A 20845-nucleotide genomic window follows, 5' to 3' on the forward strand; every position below is an offset into this window, starting at 1 on the left:
CGCATGCTTGGCCGGTGACCCGTTCGAAGTGTGGAAAAAGCATCGATTGGCCTGCAATGAGCCATTCTGGATGTGGCGAAACACCACACGAGCGCCTAAGTTGGCTTCTTAAATCATAATCATAAAAGCAATTAGAAGGCTCAGACACTTTGAGCGACGAAAACGACATTCTAGAGCCCCAATCCCCGGTGCCTGCGGGTGACTATGATCGCATCGATATCGTCGATGAGATGAAGACCAGCTATCTCGACTACGCGATGAGCGTGATCGTGTCTCGCGCCCTCCCCGATGTGCGCGATGGTCTAAAGCCGGTCCACAGACGAATTCTTTATTCATCGAAGGTCGGCAATTTCGTCGCCGGTCGGCCCTATGTGAAAAGCGCCAAGATTGTGGGTGACGTGATGGGTGACTTCCACCCGCACGGCGACAGCGCAATTTACGACGCGCTTGCTCGCCTGACACAGCCATGGTCGATGCGCGTTCCTCTGATCGATGGTCAGGGGAACTTCGGCTCCATGGACCCGGATCCACCTGCGTCCATGCGGTACACCGAGGCGCGGCTTGCTCGCGTCGCTGATACGCTGCTTGACGACCTCGACAAAGATACGATCGATTTCGTCGATAATTACGACGGCCGCAAGAAAGAGCCATCGGTCCTCCCTGCCCGCTTCCCGAACCTTCTGGTCAATGGAGCTGGCGGTATTGCGGTGGGCATGGCGACCAATGTGCCGCCACATAACCTCGGCGAGGTTATTGATGGCTGTTTTGCCTTTATGGACAATCCTGCAATCACGTCGGAAGAGCTGATTGAATACATTCCGGGACCCGACTTCCCAACAGCTCCACTTATTCTGGGCACCAGCGGTGCAAAGGCGGCTTACACCACAGGTCGCGGTTCCATCCTCATGCGTTGCCGTCATGAGATTGAGACCCGTCGTGGTGACCGGGAAAGTATCGTCTTCACCTCGATTCCCTATCAGGTCGGCAAAGCCGGTCTGGTTGAGAAAATTGCCGATGCCGCGAAGGAAAAGCGGATTGAGGGCATCTCTGACATTCGCGACGAAAGCTCGCGCAATGGTGTGCGAGTGGTCATTGATCTTAAACGTGATGCGACGGCTGAGGTCGTGTTGAACCAGATCTGGCGTCACACCCCTGCGCAATCCTCCTTCCCTGCGAACATGCTGGCTATTCGTGGTGGCCGTCCCGAAACGCTGATGCTGCGCGACTTTATCCAAGCCTTCATTGGATTCCGCGAAGAAGTCATCACCCGCCGTACGAAGTTTGAGCTCAACCGTGCCCGCGAGCGCGCGCATATCTTGCTCGGACTCGTGGTTGCGGTGTCAAACCTTGATGAGATTGTCGCGATCATTCGCGGTGCTCCCAACCCAGCGACAGCGCGTGAACGTCTCCTCGCCAAGGAGTGGCCGATTGGGGACATCGCGCAATATATCCGCCTGGTTGAAGCAATCGAACCGAGCGCGGATCAGGAAGGCGGGACCTATCGCCTTTCGGTCCGTCAGGTGAAAGCCATACTCGATCTGCGCCTCCACCGCCTTACTGCCCTTGGCCGTGACGAGATCGGTGACGAGCTTAAAGAGCTGGCCGACCGGATCGAAGAGTATCTCGCGATCCTTGCTGATCGTGTAAAACTCTATGCTGTGATGCGCGAGGAGCTTGAAGAAATTCGCGCGACCTATGCCACGCCGCGTGTTTCCGAGATTGCGCCCGCTTGGGATGGTTTGGATGACGAAGACCTGATCGAACGCGACGATATGGTCGTGACGGTCACGCTCGATGGCTACATCAAACGCACCCCGCTATCGACCTTCCGTGCGCAAAATCGCGGCGGCAAAGGCCGCGCTGGCATGTCCACCAAGGACGAGGATGCCATCGCGGAAATGTTCGTGACCTCCACGCACAATCCAGTGCTGTTTTTCTCGACCGCTGGCAAAGTGTACCGCATCAAGGTGTGGAAGCTTCCCGAAGGTGGCCCTACCACGCGTGGTCGCCCGATCATCAACTTGCTTCCGGCATTGGACGATGGAGAGACGATCCAGACCGTCCTTCCGCTTCCCGAAGACGAGGAAACATGGGGCGCTCTCTCCGTGGTCTTTGCGACCGCCAAGGGCAATGTACGCCGCAACTCCATGGATGCGTTCAGCAATATCCCGTCGAACGGGAAGTTCGCGATGCGCTTCGACGAGAATAGCGATGATCGCTTGATTGGTGTGCGTCTCGTTGAAACGGGCGATGATGTCATGCTCGCGTCAAGGACAGGCAAAGCCATCCGTTTTGCAGCCGAGGATGTGCGCGAGTTTACGTCCCGCACCTCAACCGGTGTTCGCGGAATGAAACTGGCCGATGACAATGAAGTCGTCTCGCTTTCCACCCTGGGGACGACCGGGACCAAGCCGGAAGAGCGCGAGCAATACCTTAAATTCGCTCCCTACAAGGGCGATAAAGAGGGCGAGCCCCACATGACGTCGGAGCGCTTCGCAGAGCTTGAGGAGAAAGAACAATTCATCCTCACAGTGTGCGCCAATGGCTATGGTAAGGTTTCAAGCTCCTACGAATATCGCAAGACGGGGCGCGGTGGACAGGGTGTTGTCAACATCGACAATATCGAACGCAACGGCCCGGTCGTGGCCAGCTTCGTGGTGAGCAAAGGCGATCAACTCATGCTCGTCACTGACCAGGCCAAGCTTATCCGGATCGGACTTGAAACCTTGCGCGTCCTTGGCCGCAACACCGCCGGTGTACGCTTGTTCAACGTGGGCAAGAATGAGCATGTCGTCTCGGCCGTTAAAATCGATGAGACCGAAGAACCGGAGAACGAGGGCGAAGAAGCCGTTGTTGAAGAAATGGTTGAACGTCGCGGTGGCGGTGATGAGACATCTCCCGATACCTCACCTGAGGGTGCAGCGGAAACCGAGTGATCTTGTGTGAAATGCCCCCTCCCCCTAGCCTCGGACGGTAAGGGAGAGGACACATGATCATCGAACCATCGGGTCAGGCATGCGGGGCGACTGTACGCGGCGTGGATTTGGCGGGAGAGCTTTCGCCGATCCTGATTGCGGGCATTCAAGCGGCGTGGTTGGAACACAAGGTGCTCGCCTTTGCGGATCAGCGGATGGACGATGATGCGCTTGAACGCTTTAGCCTTGCGATGGGCGATTTTGGCGATGACCCTTTCTTCGATCCGATCAAGGGCCGCAAGAATATCGCGGCCATTCAGCGCGAGGCGGACGAGAAATCGCCGCTGTTCGCGGAGCAATGGCATTCGGATTGGAGCTTTATGGAGAAGCCTCCCAAAGCCACCTGCCTAATGGCCGTTGAGATACCACCGGTTGGCGGCGACACGATGTTCTGCGACCAAGCGGCGGCCTTTGCTGCTATGCCAGAGACCCGCAAAGAGGAACTGCGCCAGATCAAAGCGGTGCACTCCGCGCGCCGAGGCTATGCGCCCGATGGCTTGTACGGTGACAATGACAAGGGCCGCAGCATGGCAATCCGCCCTGGTGAAGCGGCCATGGCGACATTCACTCATCCCCTTATCAAGCCGCACCCTGAAACGGGCAAGGAAGTGCTGTTCTGCTCAATCAGTTACACGATCGGGTTTGAAGGAATGGACGAGATGGCTGGCATGCAACTGCTGATGGAGCTTCACCAATGGTGCGAGCAAGAGTGGTTTCACTACCGGCACAAATGGGAGCCCGGTATGCTGGTAATGTGGGACAATCGCTGTCTCAATCACAAGGCCACCGGCGGATATGAAGGTCATCGGCGCGAATTGCACCGCACCACTATCGCAGCCTAGGGGACCGGTCTTTCCCCACGCAAAGTTTGCACTACACCAGTCGCAATCATCAACTGCCCGGCAAAATAGAGAGGCCAGACCAGCAAGTCTGGTAGCGGTGATAGGTCATAAGGGCCCATCTGACTGAAGATAAGCCAATCGCTCACCACAAATAACACTGCCCCAATCCCAACCCGATAGCGCGGGAAACGGCTCGTCCATGCCGCGGCTGCCATCGTTCCAAGAGTTGCGGCATAGAGACCAATTAGAGGATCATGGCTGAGCGCATAGGACGCCGCGGGCACCACAATCAGCAATGCGATGCCAAGCATGCTCTGGCTAATTGAAGGCGCCTCACGGCGATAGCGCAAATAGAGCACGATTGCTGTAAGATGTGACAGCGCAAATAGCCCCCCGCCCACCTCGAACCACAACTCAAGCGCCATATCGGCCAATGCAGAAAGCGTGAGGGCTAAGCCCAAGATCTTACCGTCCGCACCTGGTGCTCGCCGAAGCGCATAGATGGCAAGAAAGCCAACGCCCGCGCCCTTCAAGAGGATCAGCCACAGCTCTCCAATCGGATTGTCGGACAAGAAATAATAGGCGAACGCCGCAATCACCCCTGCAAGCAGCCAGGGCCGATGCTCAACAAGCGCGTGTCTGGACATGTGCCCTACCCCTTTTTCGCGAACAATCTTGAAGCGGGGCTAGCACAGGGCTACCTCGCCCACCATGACAAGCCCCTCCACTTCCCACGATGTTCATATAATTGGCGGCGGTCTCGCCGGTTCTGAAGCTGCTTGGCAACTTGCCAATCGCGGTGTGAAGGTCCGCTTATCCGAGATGCGAGGTAGCGGGGAGACGACTCCTGCTCACCAAACCGATGGACTGGCGGAGCTTGTGTGTTCCAACTCGTTCCGCTCGGATGACGATACAAAGAATGCGGTTGGCCTGCTCCACCACGAGATGCGCCAGCTCGATTCTATAGTGATGCGTGCTGGCGAAGTGGCTCGAGTGCCTGCGGGCAGTGCGATGGCGGTAGACCGCGACGTATTTTCTGCTGAGGTCGAAAAAGCACTGAACAACCATCACAATGTCGAGGTTGTGCGCGAGCGAGTCGATCAATTGCCGGACGCTGGCCTTACCATTGTCGCAACCGGCCCTCTCACCGCGCAAAAACTGGCCGAAAGCATTATCGGCACCACCGGACAAGACCGGCTCGCATTTTTTGATGCCATCGCCCCAATCGTTCACCGCGACAGCATCGATATGTCCAAATGCTGGATCCAATCGCGCTGGAACAAGACCACCGCTGCTTCGAATGAGGAAGGCGATTACATCAATTGCCCCATGACCAAGGAGCAATATCTCGCCTTTCATCAAGGTTTGATGGACGGCGAAAAAGGTGAGTTTCAGGAGTGGGAAAAGGACACGCCGTATTTTGATGGCTGTATGCCCATTGAGGTGATGGCCGAGCGCGGGGTGGAGACACTTCGCTATGGGCCGATGAAAGGTGTGGGCCTCGATAACCCCTTCGATACCAATGAGGAATTCCCGCAAGGCCGCTGGCCCTATGCCGTCGTGCAACTGCGTCAAGACAATAAGCTGGGCACGCTCTGGAACATGGTGGGGTTTCAGACTAAGCTGAAATACGGCGCGCAAGTGGAGTTGTTCCGGACCATTCCCGGTCTTGAGAACGCCGAGTTTGCAAGGCTGGGCGGGCTCCACCGCAATACATTCTTGAATTCACCCGAGGTGCTTGACCGGCAACTGCGTTTGAAAACGGCGCCGCATATCCGATTTGCTGGGCAAGTGACTGGTTGCGAGGGCTATGTCGAAAGTTCTGCGATTGGATTGGTCGCCGGCCTTATGACAGTCAAGGATCTGGCCGGCGAAGCATGGTCTCCACTGCCCGCAACCACCGCATTAGGTGCGTTGCTGAGCCACATTACCGGCGATGCGCAGGCGGCTACTTTCCAACCAATGAACGTGAACTTCGGTCTTTTTCCGCCGCTCCATGAGGTAAAGAAAAAGCAGCGCAAGGAGGCCTATACTTCGCGGGCCAAAGCGGACCTTACAAGTTGGATCGCCGAAACGCGCGAAAGCGTGTCTGTCTAGCAGATGCTCGGTTTAACAATTGCAGCGCGTTTGGCGGCGTGGTTTTGGCGCTGACGTCGCAAATTCGGCTTGCGTCAGTTCAGCATCTCCGTCCCCATCCATCTCTGCAAAGCGATCCGATGTGCGCACCGCCCATTCTTCAAAGGTGAGCAGATTGTTCCCGTCCTTATCGAGCTTTCGAAACGCATCAGCTCTTGAAGAAAGCATTTCATTGCGGGTGATTTTGCGATCCCGGTTGCGATCATACCGAAAGAAGCGCCGCTCTTCCCGCGTGAGTTCGCTCGCTTCAGGAGGGGCCGGTCCAATCATCTCTCCCGGATCGCTCTCAGGAAGGGCATTCGGGTCGATCTCGACAATCTCTTCAGGCTCGGGAGGAGGTGGAGCATTCTGTTCGACCTGCGCGCGACCTTGCCACCAGAAAACACCCACGCCTGCGAAGACAAGGCCTAAGAACACTCCGAGTACTGTTTGGCGCATTGTGATCCCCTTTCGTGTATCACGGGAACGGGAATACATAAGATCAGCGACCGAAGATAGTCGCTCTTAGAACAGTAATTGATGCCCCCCGCCCTTCCATTAGCGGACGTCCCCCTCGCTTAAGTGATCGCAGTGCCAAGGCACCCAGTAGCGCCACACCTTTGAATTGCGATGGCAGCCGCTTTGGATTGGCGTCTTTCTCAAGACCGACGCTAACAAGCATCTCGCGCTCTTCACTGAGTGAAACATGCTGCGCAAGATCGGCCAAAGCCCAATGCCAAGCCGGCACGGCTGCACCAGAATCATCCCACATGTCCTCGTCCGCGCCGAACGCGCCTTGCAGTGCGGCTATCCTACCCTTTGCAAAGAGCCGCGCATGGTCCTCACCCAAAGGAGGTTCTGCAAGTAGGTGTTCCCAACCATCGACGAGTTTGATCAATCCTTCGTTACGCCCCGGCCAATGCTGTCCGATTGCATCGAGCACAACGTCCCCGCTGGGTCGAACGGCCACCGGTTTTTCCATAGTTTCGCGCCACCATGCGAGCCGCATCTGGCCAAGCATGGGTTCGCTCGTTCCCGAAAGAAGCCGCCCAAGCCGAAGATCGAAGTCAAAAAATATCCTTAACGCGCTTCGGTGAGTTGCCGGGGTATGGGCAAGTGCCAACCCTAATTCAGGTGGTAAATTCGCGTCATTAGAGGGTGTCATTTGCTTTGAGCTTAAGTGGGCTGAGCGCAATTTTGTCAAGCCGACCGAATGATCAGTGAAAGGAGACGGCCAGGGTTAACACCAGGTGACTTTGGCAAGCTTTCATTAACCATCTTGTTTCGCGAACCGCTTACCTGCCTTCGTCTAAAGACCTATCCAATAGATGGTTTTCGTGAGAATTTCTGCGCGACCAAGACACTGAGGATAGGCAGATGCCGAGTCAGAACAAAGAAGAAAAGTTGTCGTTCTTTCGTAGACTATCGAAAGATGTTGCGGCGAATACCCTCGCAATCGCTGCAGCTTCTCTCGTGCCTGTCATGGCGATGATCGGCGGGGGCGTCGATGCGAGCCGTTACTATATGGCCGATTCGCGAATGCAAGCCGCTTGTGACGCGGGGGCGTTGGCGGCGCGGCAGGCTATGGCCCGAACCACCTACGATGATGAAACCCACGGAAAAGTGGGGCGAAGCTTTTTCGTAAACAACTTCGCCAACGGTCAGTTCGGGGTGGAAAACCTCAACTATCAATACACTGGCACGACTGATGGTGAAGTCAAAGGCGTAGCTACAGCAAAGATGCCGACCACTATCATGGCGGCATTTGGTTATGATGAATTCGACCTAGATGTATCGTGTCAGGCAGATATCAACATTTCTGACACCGACATTATGATGGTCCTCGATATCACCGGGTCAATGAGGCGGGCAGCCGACGGATCATGCCCGGGCGGCGGTTCAAATGGTGAATGCGGCAACTCTCGCATTCAGAACCTTCGTGAAGCGGTCGAGAGTTTCTACACAACAGTAGACACCAACACATCTGCGAATGCGCAAGTCCGCTATGGCTTCGTTCCTTATGCTGGTCACGTGAACGTCAGCGAATTTATGCAAGCCCAATGGATGGCCGACACCTTCGAGTATTCATCGCGCGAGGGACGAAATACCGGGATCATTTCTGACACTCAGGTTAGCGTGGATATCACGCGCACCGGTGGGGCAATTGCGGGAAGCTTCAACAGGCTATCTGGTTTTGCGAATGTAGAGACTTTCGTTCCAAGCATTGACGATTGTCGCGACTTGTTCTTCAATCCGCCAGATGGTCCGCCGACCAACAACAATCGATACGTGAGACATAATCTCGACGACTTAACTGTTGTATCGGAGGGGACTACACCAACCTCAACCGGCTTTACCAGAGTTACCGAGTACACCGGTCCAGTCACTTTTCTGCTGATAACCGCCAACAACGGTACATATAGCAGCTTTTCTGATCGCTGTAATATGTACTTCAATCAAGACGAGTACCTTGCGGAAGCGACAGTTGTTATCACTGACAACGTGGTGACCGGATTCGAATGGGAGTATGGCCGGTTCGAGCGAGATGTGTCGAACGCGTTTTCAGGTACAGTGACCACACCGACCGGTTGGAGATTTGCAAATGAACCGCACACCTGGAACGGCTGCGTTTTGCACAACACGCTAGATAATGAAATCGATCCAGGCGACTTTGATCCGATCCCCTCCGGCGCGCATGATATAAATATAGATCTCGTTCCAACCAATAATGATGAAAAGTGGGGTCCCGAACTCCCCTCACTAGTTCGTGTTCGTTATCCAAATGATTTGTATCACAATTCTGATGGCAGCTTCAGAGGGTATACCGGCACATACGAAGACTTTGTTAGGACTTGGCAGAAAGAGAGTATCACCTCTACTGAAGACAAAATAACAAGGGCCTCCAGTTGTCCTACGGTGCCTGCAAAGAAGCTCGCGCCAATTGATAATCTCACTGATGTCCAAAATTATCTCAAGGCGTCAAATGGATTTAAGTATGGCGGAACAACCATCCACAATGTTGGCTTGCTCTGGGGCGCGCGTCTCATGTCACCCGATGGTTTGTTCGCTTCGGAGAATGCCGTCGCACCTGGTGGCAACTCAATATCGCGGCATTTGGTTTTCATGACCGATGGCGAAATGACGGCTCAGGTCGACACACCTACCGCCTATGGCATTCACCAGATTGACTATAAAGTGCGCCCGGACTCCGACACAGCGATCAGTGATGCTCGGGTCAGCGCTACTGCGGTTGCGCGGCATGATGCCCGCCTTCAAGCGATCTGCGCCGCAGTCAGAAACAAGAACATTACTCTTTGGGTTGTGGCGTTTGGTCGTGACTTCACGGACGGCGACGGAAACTCGGTCGTTCCGGAAAATTTGGCAAACTGTGCGACACCAGGGCGGGCTTTCGCGGCTAAGAACAAGGCAGAACTCGACGCGCGTTTTGCCGAGATCGCTCAAACCATTGCAGCTCTGAGGTTGACCCAATGATCCGCTTCTCACGTATTCGCAAATTGCGTCAAGACAATGCTGGCGCAACTCTGACTGAATTTGCCATCGTTGCTCCTGTGTTGATGGTAGTCGTCATGGGTGTGTTCGACGTTGGACACACGCAGTATAGCAACGCGCTATTAAACGGAGCGTTGCAGAAAGCCGGGCGAGACCTCACTTTGCAGAGCGCTTCGGTCAATGAGGACACGATTGATGCGGCGGTCAAAAAGCAAATCCAGAATGTCCTTCCTGGGACAGCGGACGTTAAGCTGACTAAACTCTCTCACTTCGAATTCGAGGATATCGGTGAGGAAGAAGAGTACGATGACGTGAATAATGACGGAACTTGCAACAACAATGAGGTTTATGTCGACTATAACGGAAATGGCCAATGGGACGCCATTCGCGGTTTCGATGGGATCGGTGGCGCACGCGATGCGGTGCTTTACACCGCAATCGTCAAGTACGATCGGCTGTTCCCGATGGCTGGCCTGATAGGCTTATCCGAGCAGGTTGAAATTCAAGCCTCCACCGTTCTTCGTAACCAGCCATTCGATGAACAGCAGATTCTGGACGCTCCGGAAGGGAACTGCTCATGATCCGTTTTGCCTCCAAGCGTGCCAACAAAGTTCGGGCAACCTCGAAGCCTCTTCGTCAGGTTTTCACAGACACATCAGCAGTCGCTCTTACCGAGTTCGCTTTCGCTGCTCCTCTCGTTCTAAGCATGGGCTTGCTTGGGGCAGAGACCGCTAACTACGCCATTGTTCACATGCAGGTCAGTCAGCTTGCAATGCAGGTGGCCGACAACGCTTCGCGCGTTGGTGAAACACAATTGGCATCCAAGGTTGTTTATGAGGACGATATCACAGGCACACTTGTGGGTGCAGAGAGGCTTGGCGAACGCTTCGAGATTTACAACCGTGGACGCGTGATTATTTCCAGCCTTCAACAAAACTCTGAAGGTGGACAGTGGATTGCCTGGCAGAGATGTCGCGGAGCAAAAAACTATGTTTCGCAATACGGTACAGAAGGCACGGGGGCCACGGGTGACGACTTTGCCGGCATGGGCAAAACCGGACAGGTGGTCACTGCAAGTGTTGGGACAGCAGTGATGTTCGTCGAAGTGTCATACACTTATGAACCGATCACGCCCTTCGAATTGTTTGGCAGCTCTGAGTTGAATTATTCAGCCGCCTTCAACATTCGTGATACACGCGATTTGACCGGCCTTAAGCAAAGAGCAGAGCCTGTCCCCGTAGCCGACTGCGCTACATTCTCAGCGGCCCGCCCGTCCTAGTTGCCAGCGAAGAAAGCGGGCCTTGTTCGCCACTCTACACCGTCAAACGTAGCAGACCTTCTTCACTGCCTCGACAATGCGCGGCGCATCGATGAGCGCAAGCTTCTCAAGGTTGTCCGCATAAGGCAGCGGCACATCTTCGTTACACACGCGAGTGACCGGCGCGTCCAGATCGTCAAAACCCTCTTCCATGCAGATCGAAGTGATCTCAGAAGCGATAGAGCAAGTGGGCCACCCCTCCTCTGCGATCACCAGACGGTTGGTCTTGGCAAGGCTCTTAAGCACAGCCTCCTTATCGAGCGGGCGAAGTGTGCGAAGGTCAATGACTTCGGCATCAATCCCTTCTGCGGCCAGCGTTTCAGCGGCTTCGAGCGCGAGCCCAACACCGATAGAGTAGCTAACGATAGTCGCATCCTTGCCCTCGCGCATTATCCTCGCCTTGCCGATGGGCAGAATGTGGTCGTCAAGATCAGGGACATCGAACGTCCGACCATAAACCAGTTCGTTCTCAAGGAAGACCACCGGATCCTCTGAACGGATCGCTGCCTTCATCAGACCCTTCGCATCAGATGCATCAAAAGGTGCAATCACAATCAGGCCCGGCACACTCGCGTACCATGGACCATAGTTTTGGCTATGCTGGGCGCCCACACGGCTTGCCGCGCCATTGGGACCCCGGAAAACGATAGGACAGCGCATTTGGCCGCCTGACATGTAGTTGGTCTTGGCCGCAGAGTTGATGACGTGGTCAATCGCTTGCATCGCAAAGTTGAAGGTCATGAACTCAACAATGGGGCGAAGGCCGCCCATCGCTGCACCCGAACCGATCCCGGCAAACCCATATTCAGTGATGGGCGTGTCGATCACGCGCTTGGGGCCAAACTCATCAAGTAGCCCCTGGGTAACCTTATAGGCGCCTTCGTACTCCGCGACCTCTTCACCCATCACGAATACGCGAGGATCCGCGCGCATCTCTTCGGCCATGCCATCACGCAATGCTTCGCGCACGGTGGTCGGAGTGAAGCTCGTGCCTTCTGGAATCGCAGGGTCATTTGCACGCACCACAGGGGCCGGAGCGGACGCTGTAGGCATTGGTGTAGGTTTCGAAGCTGGAGCAGCCGCGGGCGCCGGTGTTGGAGCAGGCGTAGGACCTTCTTCAGCCCCTTCGCCTTCCATATGCGCGATTACAGTTCCGACTGCGACGTTCTCTGTGCCCTCCGCGACGAGAATTTTCGACAGCACACCATCATCGATGGCTTCGAATTCCATCGTCGCCTTATCGGTCTCGATCTCAGCGATGATATCGCCTGGCTCAATCGTATCGCCTTCAACTTTAAGCCAGCGGGCCAGCGTACCCTCTTCCATCGTCGGTGAAAGCGCAGGCATCTTGAGTTCAATTGCCATGGATCAATACTCCCCCACCAAAACATCGGTGTAGAGTTCGTTCGGATTCGGCTCAGGTGAACTTTCCGAGAAATCCGCAGCTTCGGTCACGACTTTGCGGATATCCTTGTCGATTGTCTTGAGGTCAGCTTCATCATGCCCCCCTTCCATCAAAGCCTTCTTTAGGCGTTCTATGGGGTCGTGTTGTTCACGTTGCTCCTGCACCTCCTCGCGGGTGCGATACTTCGCCGGGTCAGACATGGAGTGCCCGCGATAGCGATAGGTGTTGCACTCCATCAGAACGGGACCTTTACCCTCGCGCACGTGCTTGAAAGCGACTTCGGCAGCGGCGCGCACTTCGAGCACGTCCATGCCATTTACTTCCATGCCCGGAATGCGGAACGCGGTGCCGCGCCGGTGGAAACGGGTTTCCGCTGACGAACGGGAACTTGCCGTACCCATGGCGTATTGATTGTCTTCGACCACAAATACGATGGGAAGATTCCAAAGAGCAGCCATGTTGAATGTCTCATAGACTTGCCCCTGGTTGGCTGCACCATCGCCGAAGTAAGCGAGGCATAACCCGCCATCCTCATTGTATTGGTGCGCAAGTGCCAGGCCTCCACCCAAGGCAACTTGCGCGCCAACAATGCCGTGACCGCCGTAGAATTTGTGCTCGGTCGAGAACATGTGCATCGACCCGCCCTTGCCTTTCGAGATACCAGCCTCACGGCCTGTCAGCTCTGCCATGATGACCTTTGGATCAATGCCATAGGCAAGCATGTGGCCATGATCGCGGTAACCGGTGATCACGCTGTCGCGATCACCGTCGAGCGCAGATTGCAGGCCAATCGCGACCGCTTCCTGCCCAATGTAAAGGTGACAGAAACCGCCAATCAGACCGAGACCATAAAGTTGACCTGCTTTCTCTTCGAACCGGCGAATAAGAAGCATCTGCTTGTAGAACTCGAGCATTTGCTCATCGCTAGCGGCAAACCTCTTCTTCTTTTCAAACTCTTCCTGAAGGGAATGGAGGATGAAGTCCGTGTCATCCGAAGGTGCAGATAAAGCTGGCTTGGCAGCTTTCTTTGCCCGACTGGCAGGCTTTGCAGCAGGTTTCTTGGCCAAATGAAGATCCCTTCCTAAGTGTTTCTCTACTCGGTTTGTTTCGCGGGAATGAACGAGCGGAACCACCTATAGGCATCGCGCGCGAGTTTACGCAACGGCAACTCGCATGTCGGGTGCTAAATTACCTCTACGGTTAAAAATGAGTTTCCTGACAACCAAATCGCCGTGAAAATGATCACTCGTCTTCGAGTGTTACCACAATCTCATCAGGGTGAATCACGCCTAAGTCTTTGCGTACCAACTCACTGACCAAATCGGGATCAGCACCATTGGGATCAAGCAGGTCGACCCTATTCTTCAAGCCATCACGTTTTTCTGTGAGCATCGCAATCCGAGTCTGCCGGTCGGAAAGAACTTCAGAGTTCTCAGCCCATGCGAGCATGCCCGTCGGTCCAGCAATGGCCCCAACGGTCAGCACGACAAGCAAAACAAGAGCGAAGCTCTGCTTCACATGTTCTTTCGGCTGTCGTCGCATGTAATCCAAATCCCCTCGTCCAAAGCAACAGAATCATAGTTAACTCGTCCATGCAAGCAAAATGCGCCAAACACGCGTTTTTCCGGGCAAGTTGCGCGAACTCTCTGAGGCTTCCTGATTCAGAGTTCACGCGGCTTCACAGGCGCGTCGCTAAGCTGTACCTACAAAATCACTCGGGAACAAACGCCAGCAGGCACCCGTTGGCTCGATTAAAGAAGGACAAAAAAAGCACTTATGTTTCAAACCATTTTTGATCAAATTGACACTATGGTCGAGAGCGTGCTCGCCTCCCTTCCATTCCTGGTAATTGCTGCTGTAATCCTGGCGATCACTTGGATCGTTGCGAAATTCGCAAGTCGGATAAGTGCGCGCCTTATTGGGAAAATCGACCTGAGGCCTTCCCTTCGGAATTTGATCGAAACCCTCGTCCGACTTGGCGTTTGGATAACCGGAATGATGCTCGCAGCTCTCGTTGTGTTTCCCAATTTCAGTCCTTCGGGCCTGCTCGCCGGTCTCGGCATCGGCGCCGTCGCAATTGGATTTGCATTTCAGGATTTCTTCGAGAACTTTCTGGCCGGTGTCATGATCATGCTTCGCGAAAAGATGCAGATCGGCGATGTCGTCAAGACAGGTGAAATCCATGGCAAAGTCGAGTTTATCTCGTTGAGAGAAAGCCACATTCGCGCCTTTTCAGGCGAGCTCCATGTCTTACCCAACTCAATCCTTTTCAAGGACCCGCTGGAGGTTGTAACCGATCTTGAAGAAAGGCGTTTCGAAGTCATGATTGGTGTCGCCTATGACACAGATTTGGAGCGTGCGAGCAAGGTGTTGCACAAGGCCGTCGAAGGTGTCGATCTTGTCAGCAAAGAGAAAGATATCCAAGTACTTGCCGATAACTTTGGCGCAAGCTCGGTCGATTTTCGGGTGCGATGGTGGGCCGCTTCGTCAGGGTCCGAGGCGGTCATGAACCGCGACCAGGTCGTGCGAGCAATCAAGCGCGAGCTCGACAAGGCCGATATAGAAATCCCATTCCCCTATATTACGCATACGTTTAAAGAGGCGGTGCCAATGAAGGAAAAAGCGAACGCAGCGTTCTGAACACGCCGCCTAGCTCTCCTTAGTCAAAACAAAGGATTGCATAGCCATGCAAGTGCTTGAATACGACCCGACCCGTTTTGCCGATATCCCTGATTATCCATTCTCGGAAAACTGGCAGACAATCGATCTTGGAGAGGGTTACTCGGGCAAGATGCATTACGTCGACGAGGGGCCGAATGATGCTCCCACCGTTCTCCTTTACCACGGTGAGCCCAGTTGGAGTTTTCTGTATCGCAAGATGATACCGATCTTAGTTGATGCGGGTTTCCGTTGTTTGGCACCTGATCTGATCGGCTTTGGAAAAAGCGATAAACCGGATGACATTGGCTTCTATTCTTACGACCGGCATATCAGCTGGCTCGGCCAATGGCGCGACGCTGTGGCACCTCAAGATGCGGGTCTATTTTGTCAGGATTGGGGTGGACTTCTCGGGCTGCGTTTGGTCGGAGAGGCACCAGAGCGCTTCCAGTATGTGGTCACCTCAAACACGTTCCTGCCAACAGGTGGCACGCCATCGCCTGCGTTTCTGGCATGGCGTCACTTCGCCAAGACCTCTCCTGAGTTTCAGATTGGCGAATTGCTCCAACGGGCCACCGCGACTGAGCGGACCGCAGCCGAAGTCGCGGCTTATGATGCGCCCTTCCCCGACGAACCCAGCAAAGCCGGCGCGCGAGCCTTTCCCGCACTTGTACCAGTGGAAGATGGCATGGATGGGATCGAGCAAAATGAGCGCGCGTGGAAAGGTCTTGCAAGCTTCGACAAGCCATTTCTGACGCTTTTTGGTAAAGACGATCCGGTTCTCGGCACCGTGTCTCCACTCCTGATCAAGAGGATCGCCGGCGCGAAAGGTCAGCATCACGACATGCTCTCAACCTGCGGCCATTTCAGCCAGGAGGATCGTCCTCAAGAGCTGGCTCAGGGCGTGATCGACATGGCCCACAAGGCAGGTGTGCTCTGAGTCAATCTCCTGTGTCGCAGGTGACAGTTGAGGCGGGTCCGAATGCGCCAGCCTTCCTGACGAGGCGACAAGAATTCGCGCTCGCTGTGTCGATATCGGTGGTCTGCGCCAATGCCTATTACATCCACCCGATCATCAGCGAAGTGGCTGATACATTTGGCGTCGGTAAAGCCGAAATCGGGATTGTCCCGGCGCTCAACCAACTTGCACTAGCGCTCGGCATATTTCTGCTCCTCCCGCTGGGGGACCGATACTCCAATCGACGCCTGTCACTCATATTCGTTTGTGCGCAGACTATATTCCTTCTGGGAATGGCGATCTCTGACAGTTTCGCGCTCTTCACCCTGGCGTCCACGCTGCTTGGTTTTGTGACCATTGCACCATATTTGATACCTGCCTTTGTCTCTAAGCGGGTCGCGCCTGAGCGTTTGGGGGAAGTCACGGCTCTCCTGACTTCTGGTCTCGTGTTCGGCGTTCTCTTTTCTCGGGTCGGTGCCGGGATCATCGCCGAAACCTTTGGTTGGCGGACGGTATACTGGGGGGCGGTTGGTTTGATGGCGGCAGTCAGTGTCCTGCTCCCATTGATTATGCGGACCGAGAACAAGCAATCGTCAGAAGCGAGCAAAGGATCGACCCAAAGCTATGGCGCGCTTCTCGCTTCGGTCTTCACGCTAGCAAAATCGAACCGTGACATGCTTTGGTCAGGTTTGATCCAAGGGCTCAATTTCGGCAGCTTCATTGCGGTCTGGCTGGGCCTTGCATTACACATAACGAGCGATGCAATGGGCTATGGCGTTGATACGGTGAGCTATCTCGCGGGGATTGCCATAGTTAGCATCATTATGACTCCGCGCCTTGGACTTTGGGCTGACCGCGTTGGGGCCAAGCGTGCGCGTTGGTTTGCAAGCGTGGTGCAACTTGTAGGAATCGCACTTCTCTATCCGATGGGCTGGAGTGTTTGGACCCTCATCGTCCCACTAGTGATTATCAATGCCGTTGGCCCTTCAATTGATGTGACCGGGCGAATGACCTTCCTGTCGCTCGAGCCGGAGAACCGCACGCGGCTAAGCACCACTTACATTGTGATCATGTTTGTCGGCGGCGCGTTGGGCAGCATTCTGGGTACCAGCGTCTATGATTGGGGGGGATGGGCAGGCACATGCGCGCTTGTCGGACTGATGTCTTTCAGCATCCTCACGCTGAGCTTCGTTTCACATCGAGCGGCTCGGAGTCATACCTAGGTAGCAGTCCCTAGGTGTTTGCTAGTGCTCTTTAGGACAACTGCGTCTAGAGGGGGTGAAGAGCTCGCTACGGAATTCGCCGAAAGCGGAAAACCCCTAACCTCTCCGCTCTCAGGACACAGCCGAACGATCTCAAAGCCATCCCGGCGTGCTCGTAAGAGCGGCCGATATTAGAAGGGCGCTACGGCATCCATCTCCGAACGGCGAAGCCGCTATCACGGAGATTGCCGAGCGCCCTTTTGTTTGCTTGGTCCGCAGCCAAGACGCTTGCCGCTTGTCTGATGGACTCACCCATTGGTCGGAATTTCCTTGCTCTGGTCGAGTGTAAAAGTGCGTTCGTTTTTCGGGTATGTGCGCACAGCTATGCGGCTTTCTGGTTGATGAAGCAGAGATCAGGGCCTAGCCATTGTGCACCGGGGGCAGGACCGAGTCTTGCCCATTCGTCGATCACAATCCTCGCGGGGGACTGACCGCGCGCGAACGGGGGACTGAATGTCGCTTCAAAAACTCTTCCTTACGATCCTGGGGGCTCTTGGGCTGGCCATTTCCGGCTTCGGCACCGTTGCTTTGGCGCAAGACGATCAAGATAAGCCTGCGCTTTCCAGTGGCACATTTGATGCCTTTAAGCTGCGGGCCATTGGGCCAGCCTTTATGTCTGGCCGTATTGCTGACATCGCAATCGTGCAGGACGACCCAGCGACGTGGTATGTTGCAGTTGGCTCCGGTGGGGTTTGGAAGACCGAGAATGCAGGCACAACATGGAAGAGCCTGTTCGACGGACAATCATCCTATTCCATCGGTTCCCTGGGTCTCGATCCAAGCGACCCGAGTCGTATCTGGGTTGGAACTGGTGAAAATCATGGCGGCCGACACCTCGCTTATGGCGACGGCATTTACCTCTCTGAAGATGGTGGCAACACTTGGGTCAAGAAGGGCCTCGAGAACTCTGAACGCATCGGCAAGATCATCGTCCACCCTGAGGACTCAAACACCGTTTGGGTAGCAGCCCAAGGCCCGATCTGGAGCGCAGGCGGCGAACGAGGTGTCTACAAAACCACCGATGGTGGTGAGAATTGGGAGCTGGTCCTGTCATCTGACAACGGACACACAGGCGCTGGTGATCTGATGATCGATCCGCGCAATCCTGACCGCCTCTATGCCACAACTTGGCAGCGTCATCGCACAGTTGCCGCCTATGTTGGTGGTGGCCCCGAAAGCGGCATCTGGCGCAGCGAAGACGGCGGGGAAACCTGGACCGAGCTCAAGACTGGCATCCCTGCCGGAAACAAGGGCAAGATCGGCATCGCCATCTCTCCCATTCAGCCCGACGTTGTTTATGCCGCGATTGAGCTTGATCGTCGTGAAGGCGGTATCTGGCGCTCCACCGATCGTGGTTCAAGCTGGACCAAAATGTCTGACACCGTTTCAGGCGGCACCGGCCCACACTATTATCAAGAGCTTTACGCGAGCCCGCATTACTTCGACCGCATCTATTTGATGTCGAACACCAGCCAGATTTCGAACGACGGCGGCAAGACCTTTGCTCCGCTTAACAACGAGTTGAAGCACGTTGACGACCACGCGCTGGCATTCCGTGCTGACGATCCGGAATACGTTCTGTTTGGCTCGGACGGCGGGCTGTATGAAAGCTATGACCACACAAAGACGTGGCGCTTCATCAACAACCTGTCTGTGACCCAGTTCTACAAGGTCGCGGTCGACGATGCTGAGCCGTTCTATTACGTCTATGGCGGCACGCAGGACAACAACTCACAAGGCGGTCCTTCGCGCACGGACAACCGTCACGGCATCCGTAATGACGACTGGTTCATCACGCTCTTTGCTGATGGCCACCAATCGGCAACCGAACCAGGCAATCCAGACATCATGTATGCCCAGTGGCAGCAGGGTAATTTGGCGCGCGTCGACCGGATCACCGGCGAAGTGGTGCATATTCAGCCACAACCGGCTCCAGGCGACCCGATTGCACGTTTCAACTGGGATGCACCCATTCTGGTGAGCTCTCACCAGCCCACGCGCATTTATCATGCGTCGCAGCGTCTGTGGCGTTCGGATGACCGAGGCGACACGTGGCGTGCGATTTCGCCGGATCTTACCCGTGATGAGAACCGCCTGCGGCTACCAATTCAAGGGCGGCAGCACAGCTGGGATGCAGGTTGGGATCTTCTCGCCATGTCTCAATACAACACGATTGCGAACATTGGTGAGAGCCCGCTTGATGAGAACCTGCTCTATGTCGGCACCGACGACGGCTTGATCCAAGTCACTGAGGATGGCGGCGCCACTTGGCGGCGTGTCGAGGTCGGATCGCTTCCGGGCGTTCCTGACACGGCCTATGTCAATGACATCCGCGCCGATTTATTCGATGTGAACACGGTCTATGTCGCTCTTGACAACCACAAATATGGCGATTTTGAGCCGTATTTGCTCAAGAGCACCAATCGCGGTCGCACTTGGACTTCGATTAAGAGCAACATTCCCGATCGCCACCTGGTTTGGCGCGTTGTTCAGGATCACGTAAATCCAAACCTCCTGTTCACCGCGACTGAATTTGCCTTGTTCTTCTCGCTCGACGGCGGACAGAAATGGGTGAAGATGACGGGTGATGCTCCTACTATCGCTTTCCGCGATGTGACCATCCAGCGTCGTGAAAACGATCTCGTCGCAGCGAGCTTTGGCCGCGGTTTCTTCATTGTTGACGACTACTCGCCGCTTCGTGCACTGAATGAAGCAAGCCTTGAAACTGAGGCAATGCTCTTTCCCGGCCGCAAAGCGTGGTGGTACATCGAACAGCACCCGCTGGCCTTCTCTGAAGGTGGCAGTCAGGGGCACGGGTATTTCCGTGCACCCAACCCGCCGTTCGGGGCCAACTTCACCTACTATCTCGCCGACGACATTCAGTCGCTTGAAGATATCCGTCAGGAGCGCGAGAAACCCATTGCCAAGGATGGCGGCAACAACCCCTTCCCCAGCTTTGAGTCACTCACTCAGGAGCTTCTTGAGGAAGACCCAGCGATCTGGCTGACTGTTCGTGATAGTGAAGGCAATGTGGTCCGCCGGATCAAAGGCCCCGCCAAGAAAGGCTTCCACCGCGTCAATTGGGACCTTCGTTTCCCAAGCCAGTCCGCGATTATCCGTGCGCCTGGGGCCAACGACGATGGCAGCAGCTTCTTGGTTAGCCCCGGTCAATACACCGTCTCGCTCTCTAAGCGGGTTCGCGGTGTGACCACTGAGCTGGTCGCAGCCCAGCCTTTTGAGGTAGAACGTCTTCGCGATGGGGCACTACCAGCACAAGCCGATGCAAGCGAATTCTGGGCCGAGCTTTCCGCCTTTGATCGCTCTGTCACCGCTGTGGCTGCAACACTCAATCGTGCAAAAGAGCGCCTTGATCTGATGGCTGTCGCTGTCGCTCGTTCAACCGGTGATCCCACCACGCTCGACAACCGTTTGGCCGCGCTTCGCAACGAAGCCAATACGCTCGACGGAATGCTCAACGGCAACCAGGCACGCAATGCGATTGCAGAGCGTCAGCTTCCAACCGTACGCAGCCGTCTTGGCCTGATCTTCACCGGTGTTGGCGCATCGACATATGGTCCAACACAAACGCATCGCGATCAGTTTGGGTATGCTCAGGCGGACTTCGAAGAAATTCGCAACCGCCTGCGCACTTTGACCGAAAGCAACATCCCGGCCTTCGAAGCCGAGCTTGAAGCAGCCGGTGCTCCATGGGTTGCCGGTAGCAGGCTTCCTTAAGCCCGACGGTACAAACACAACCAACTATAAAGCGGGGGCTTGCCTATCGGCGGTCCCCGCTTCAGGT

At 55.2% G+C, this 20845-nt stretch carries 16 protein-coding genes; 10 read left to right on the forward strand and 6 right to left on the reverse strand.

The annotated features are described in order from the left end of the window. The first annotated feature begins 149 nt into the window (after positions 1-149). Both gyrA and Q0778_RS01935 read left to right on the forward strand, forming a co-directional pair. Complete coding sequence (gene gyrA, locus Q0778_RS01930; protein ID WP_298305194.1) at positions 150-2936, forward strand: DNA gyrase subunit A; 2787 nt, start codon at positions 150-152, stop codon at positions 2934-2936. 53 nt (positions 2937-2989) lie between these two features. Continuing rightward, complete coding sequence (locus Q0778_RS01935; RefSeq protein ID WP_298333610.1) at positions 2990-3817, forward strand: TauD/TfdA family dioxygenase; 828 nt, start codon at positions 2990-2992, stop codon at positions 3815-3817. On the opposite strand, the gene Q0778_RS01940 is transcribed toward Q0778_RS01935, so the two are convergent. Next, complete coding sequence (locus tag Q0778_RS01940; protein ID WP_298333611.1) at positions 3814-4464, reverse strand: lysoplasmalogenase; 651 nt, start codon at positions 4462-4464, stop codon at positions 3814-3816. The two genes, Q0778_RS01935 and Q0778_RS01940, sit on opposite strands and share 4 nt — an antisense overlap. 64 nt (positions 4465-4528) lie before the next feature. Here Q0778_RS01940 and trmFO point away from each other — a divergent pair, with 64 nt between their 5' ends. Further along, positions 4529-5914, forward strand: a complete 1386-nt coding sequence (gene trmFO, locus Q0778_RS01945) for a methylenetetrahydrofolate--tRNA-(uracil(54)-C(5))-methyltransferase (FADH(2)-oxidizing) TrmFO (RefSeq protein WP_298333613.1) — start codon at positions 4529-4531, stop codon at positions 5912-5914. A 12-nt stretch (positions 5915-5926) separates the two neighbouring features. Here the strand turns inward: trmFO and Q0778_RS01950 are convergent, their stop codons facing one another. Next, positions 5927-6391: an EF-hand domain-containing protein gene (locus tag Q0778_RS01950; RefSeq protein ID WP_298333614.1), complete on the reverse strand. Its 465-nt coding sequence runs from the start codon at positions 6389-6391 to the stop codon at positions 5927-5929. 43 nt (positions 6392-6434) lie between these two features. Further along, a complete protein-coding gene (locus Q0778_RS01955; protein WP_298305179.1) occupies positions 6435-6953 on the reverse strand; it encodes a hypothetical protein in 519 nt (172 codons plus the stop codon). A gap of 356 nt (positions 6954-7309) precedes the next feature. Here Q0778_RS01955 and Q0778_RS01960 point away from each other — a divergent pair, with 356 nt between their 5' ends. The 3 genes from Q0778_RS01960 to Q0778_RS01970 are packed head-to-tail and all read left to right on the forward strand — an operon-like array spanning position 7310 to position 10721. Then, positions 7310-9424: a pilus assembly protein TadG-related protein gene (locus Q0778_RS01960; protein WP_298333616.1), complete on the forward strand. Its 2115-nt coding sequence runs from the start codon at positions 7310-7312 to the stop codon at positions 9422-9424. After that, a complete protein-coding gene (locus Q0778_RS01965; RefSeq protein WP_298305170.1) occupies positions 9421-10023 on the forward strand; it encodes a TadE/TadG family type IV pilus assembly protein in 603 nt (200 codons plus the stop codon). Before Q0778_RS01960 ends, Q0778_RS01965 begins: the two co-directional genes overlap by 4 nt. Continuing rightward, entirely contained in the window at positions 10020-10721 is a 702-nt protein-coding gene (locus Q0778_RS01970) for a hypothetical protein (protein ID WP_298333617.1), read from the forward strand. Before Q0778_RS01965 ends, Q0778_RS01970 begins: the two co-directional genes overlap by 4 nt. A gap of 42 nt (positions 10722-10763) precedes the next feature. Here Q0778_RS01970 and Q0778_RS01975 read toward each other — a convergent pair whose 3' ends face one another. From Q0778_RS01975 to Q0778_RS01985, 3 genes are all read right to left on the reverse strand, one after another. Then, on the reverse strand, positions 10764-12125 hold the full coding sequence (locus Q0778_RS01975) for a pyruvate dehydrogenase complex E1 component subunit beta (protein WP_298333618.1): 1362 nt from the start codon (positions 12123-12125) through the stop codon (positions 10764-10766). Between the two features lie 3 nt (positions 12126-12128). Further along, positions 12129-13232: a pyruvate dehydrogenase (acetyl-transferring) E1 component subunit alpha gene (gene pdhA / locus Q0778_RS01980; RefSeq protein ID WP_298333619.1), complete on the reverse strand. Its 1104-nt coding sequence runs from the start codon at positions 13230-13232 to the stop codon at positions 12129-12131. Between the two features lie 175 nt (positions 13233-13407). Further along, positions 13408-13707 (reverse strand): septum formation initiator family protein, encoded by a 300-nt coding sequence (locus tag Q0778_RS01985; RefSeq protein WP_298305154.1) that lies wholly within the window; start codon positions 13705-13707, stop codon positions 13408-13410. A gap of 234 nt (positions 13708-13941) precedes the next feature. Between Q0778_RS01985 and Q0778_RS01990 the strand changes: the two genes are divergently transcribed. The 4 genes from Q0778_RS01990 to Q0778_RS02005 all read left to right on the forward strand — a co-directional run bounded on the left by Q0778_RS01990 (position 13942) and on the right by Q0778_RS02005 (position 20778). Continuing rightward, on the forward strand, positions 13942-14805 hold the full coding sequence (locus tag Q0778_RS01990) for a mechanosensitive ion channel (protein ID WP_298333620.1): 864 nt from the start codon (positions 13942-13944) through the stop codon (positions 14803-14805). Between the two features lie 46 nt (positions 14806-14851). Beyond that, positions 14852-15763, forward strand: coding sequence for a haloalkane dehalogenase (locus Q0778_RS01995; protein WP_298333622.1), 912 nt, complete (start codon positions 14852-14854; stop codon positions 15761-15763). A gap of 11 nt (positions 15764-15774) precedes the next feature. After that, positions 15775-17004 carry an MFS transporter gene (locus Q0778_RS02000; RefSeq protein ID WP_298333624.1) on the forward strand — a complete coding sequence of 410 codons (1230 nt, stop codon included), beginning with the start codon at positions 15775-15777 and terminating at the stop codon, positions 17002-17004. Positions 17005-17496: 492 nt separating this feature from the next. Continuing rightward, on the forward strand, positions 17497-20778 hold the full coding sequence (locus tag Q0778_RS02005; protein WP_298333625.1) for a glycosyl hydrolase: 3282 nt from the start codon (positions 17497-17499) through the stop codon (positions 20776-20778). Positions 20779-20845: the final 67 nt, after the last annotated feature.

Source organism: uncultured Erythrobacter sp., from assembly GCF_947502395.1.
Taxonomy (GTDB): domain Bacteria; phylum Pseudomonadota; class Alphaproteobacteria; order Sphingomonadales; family Sphingomonadaceae; genus Erythrobacter.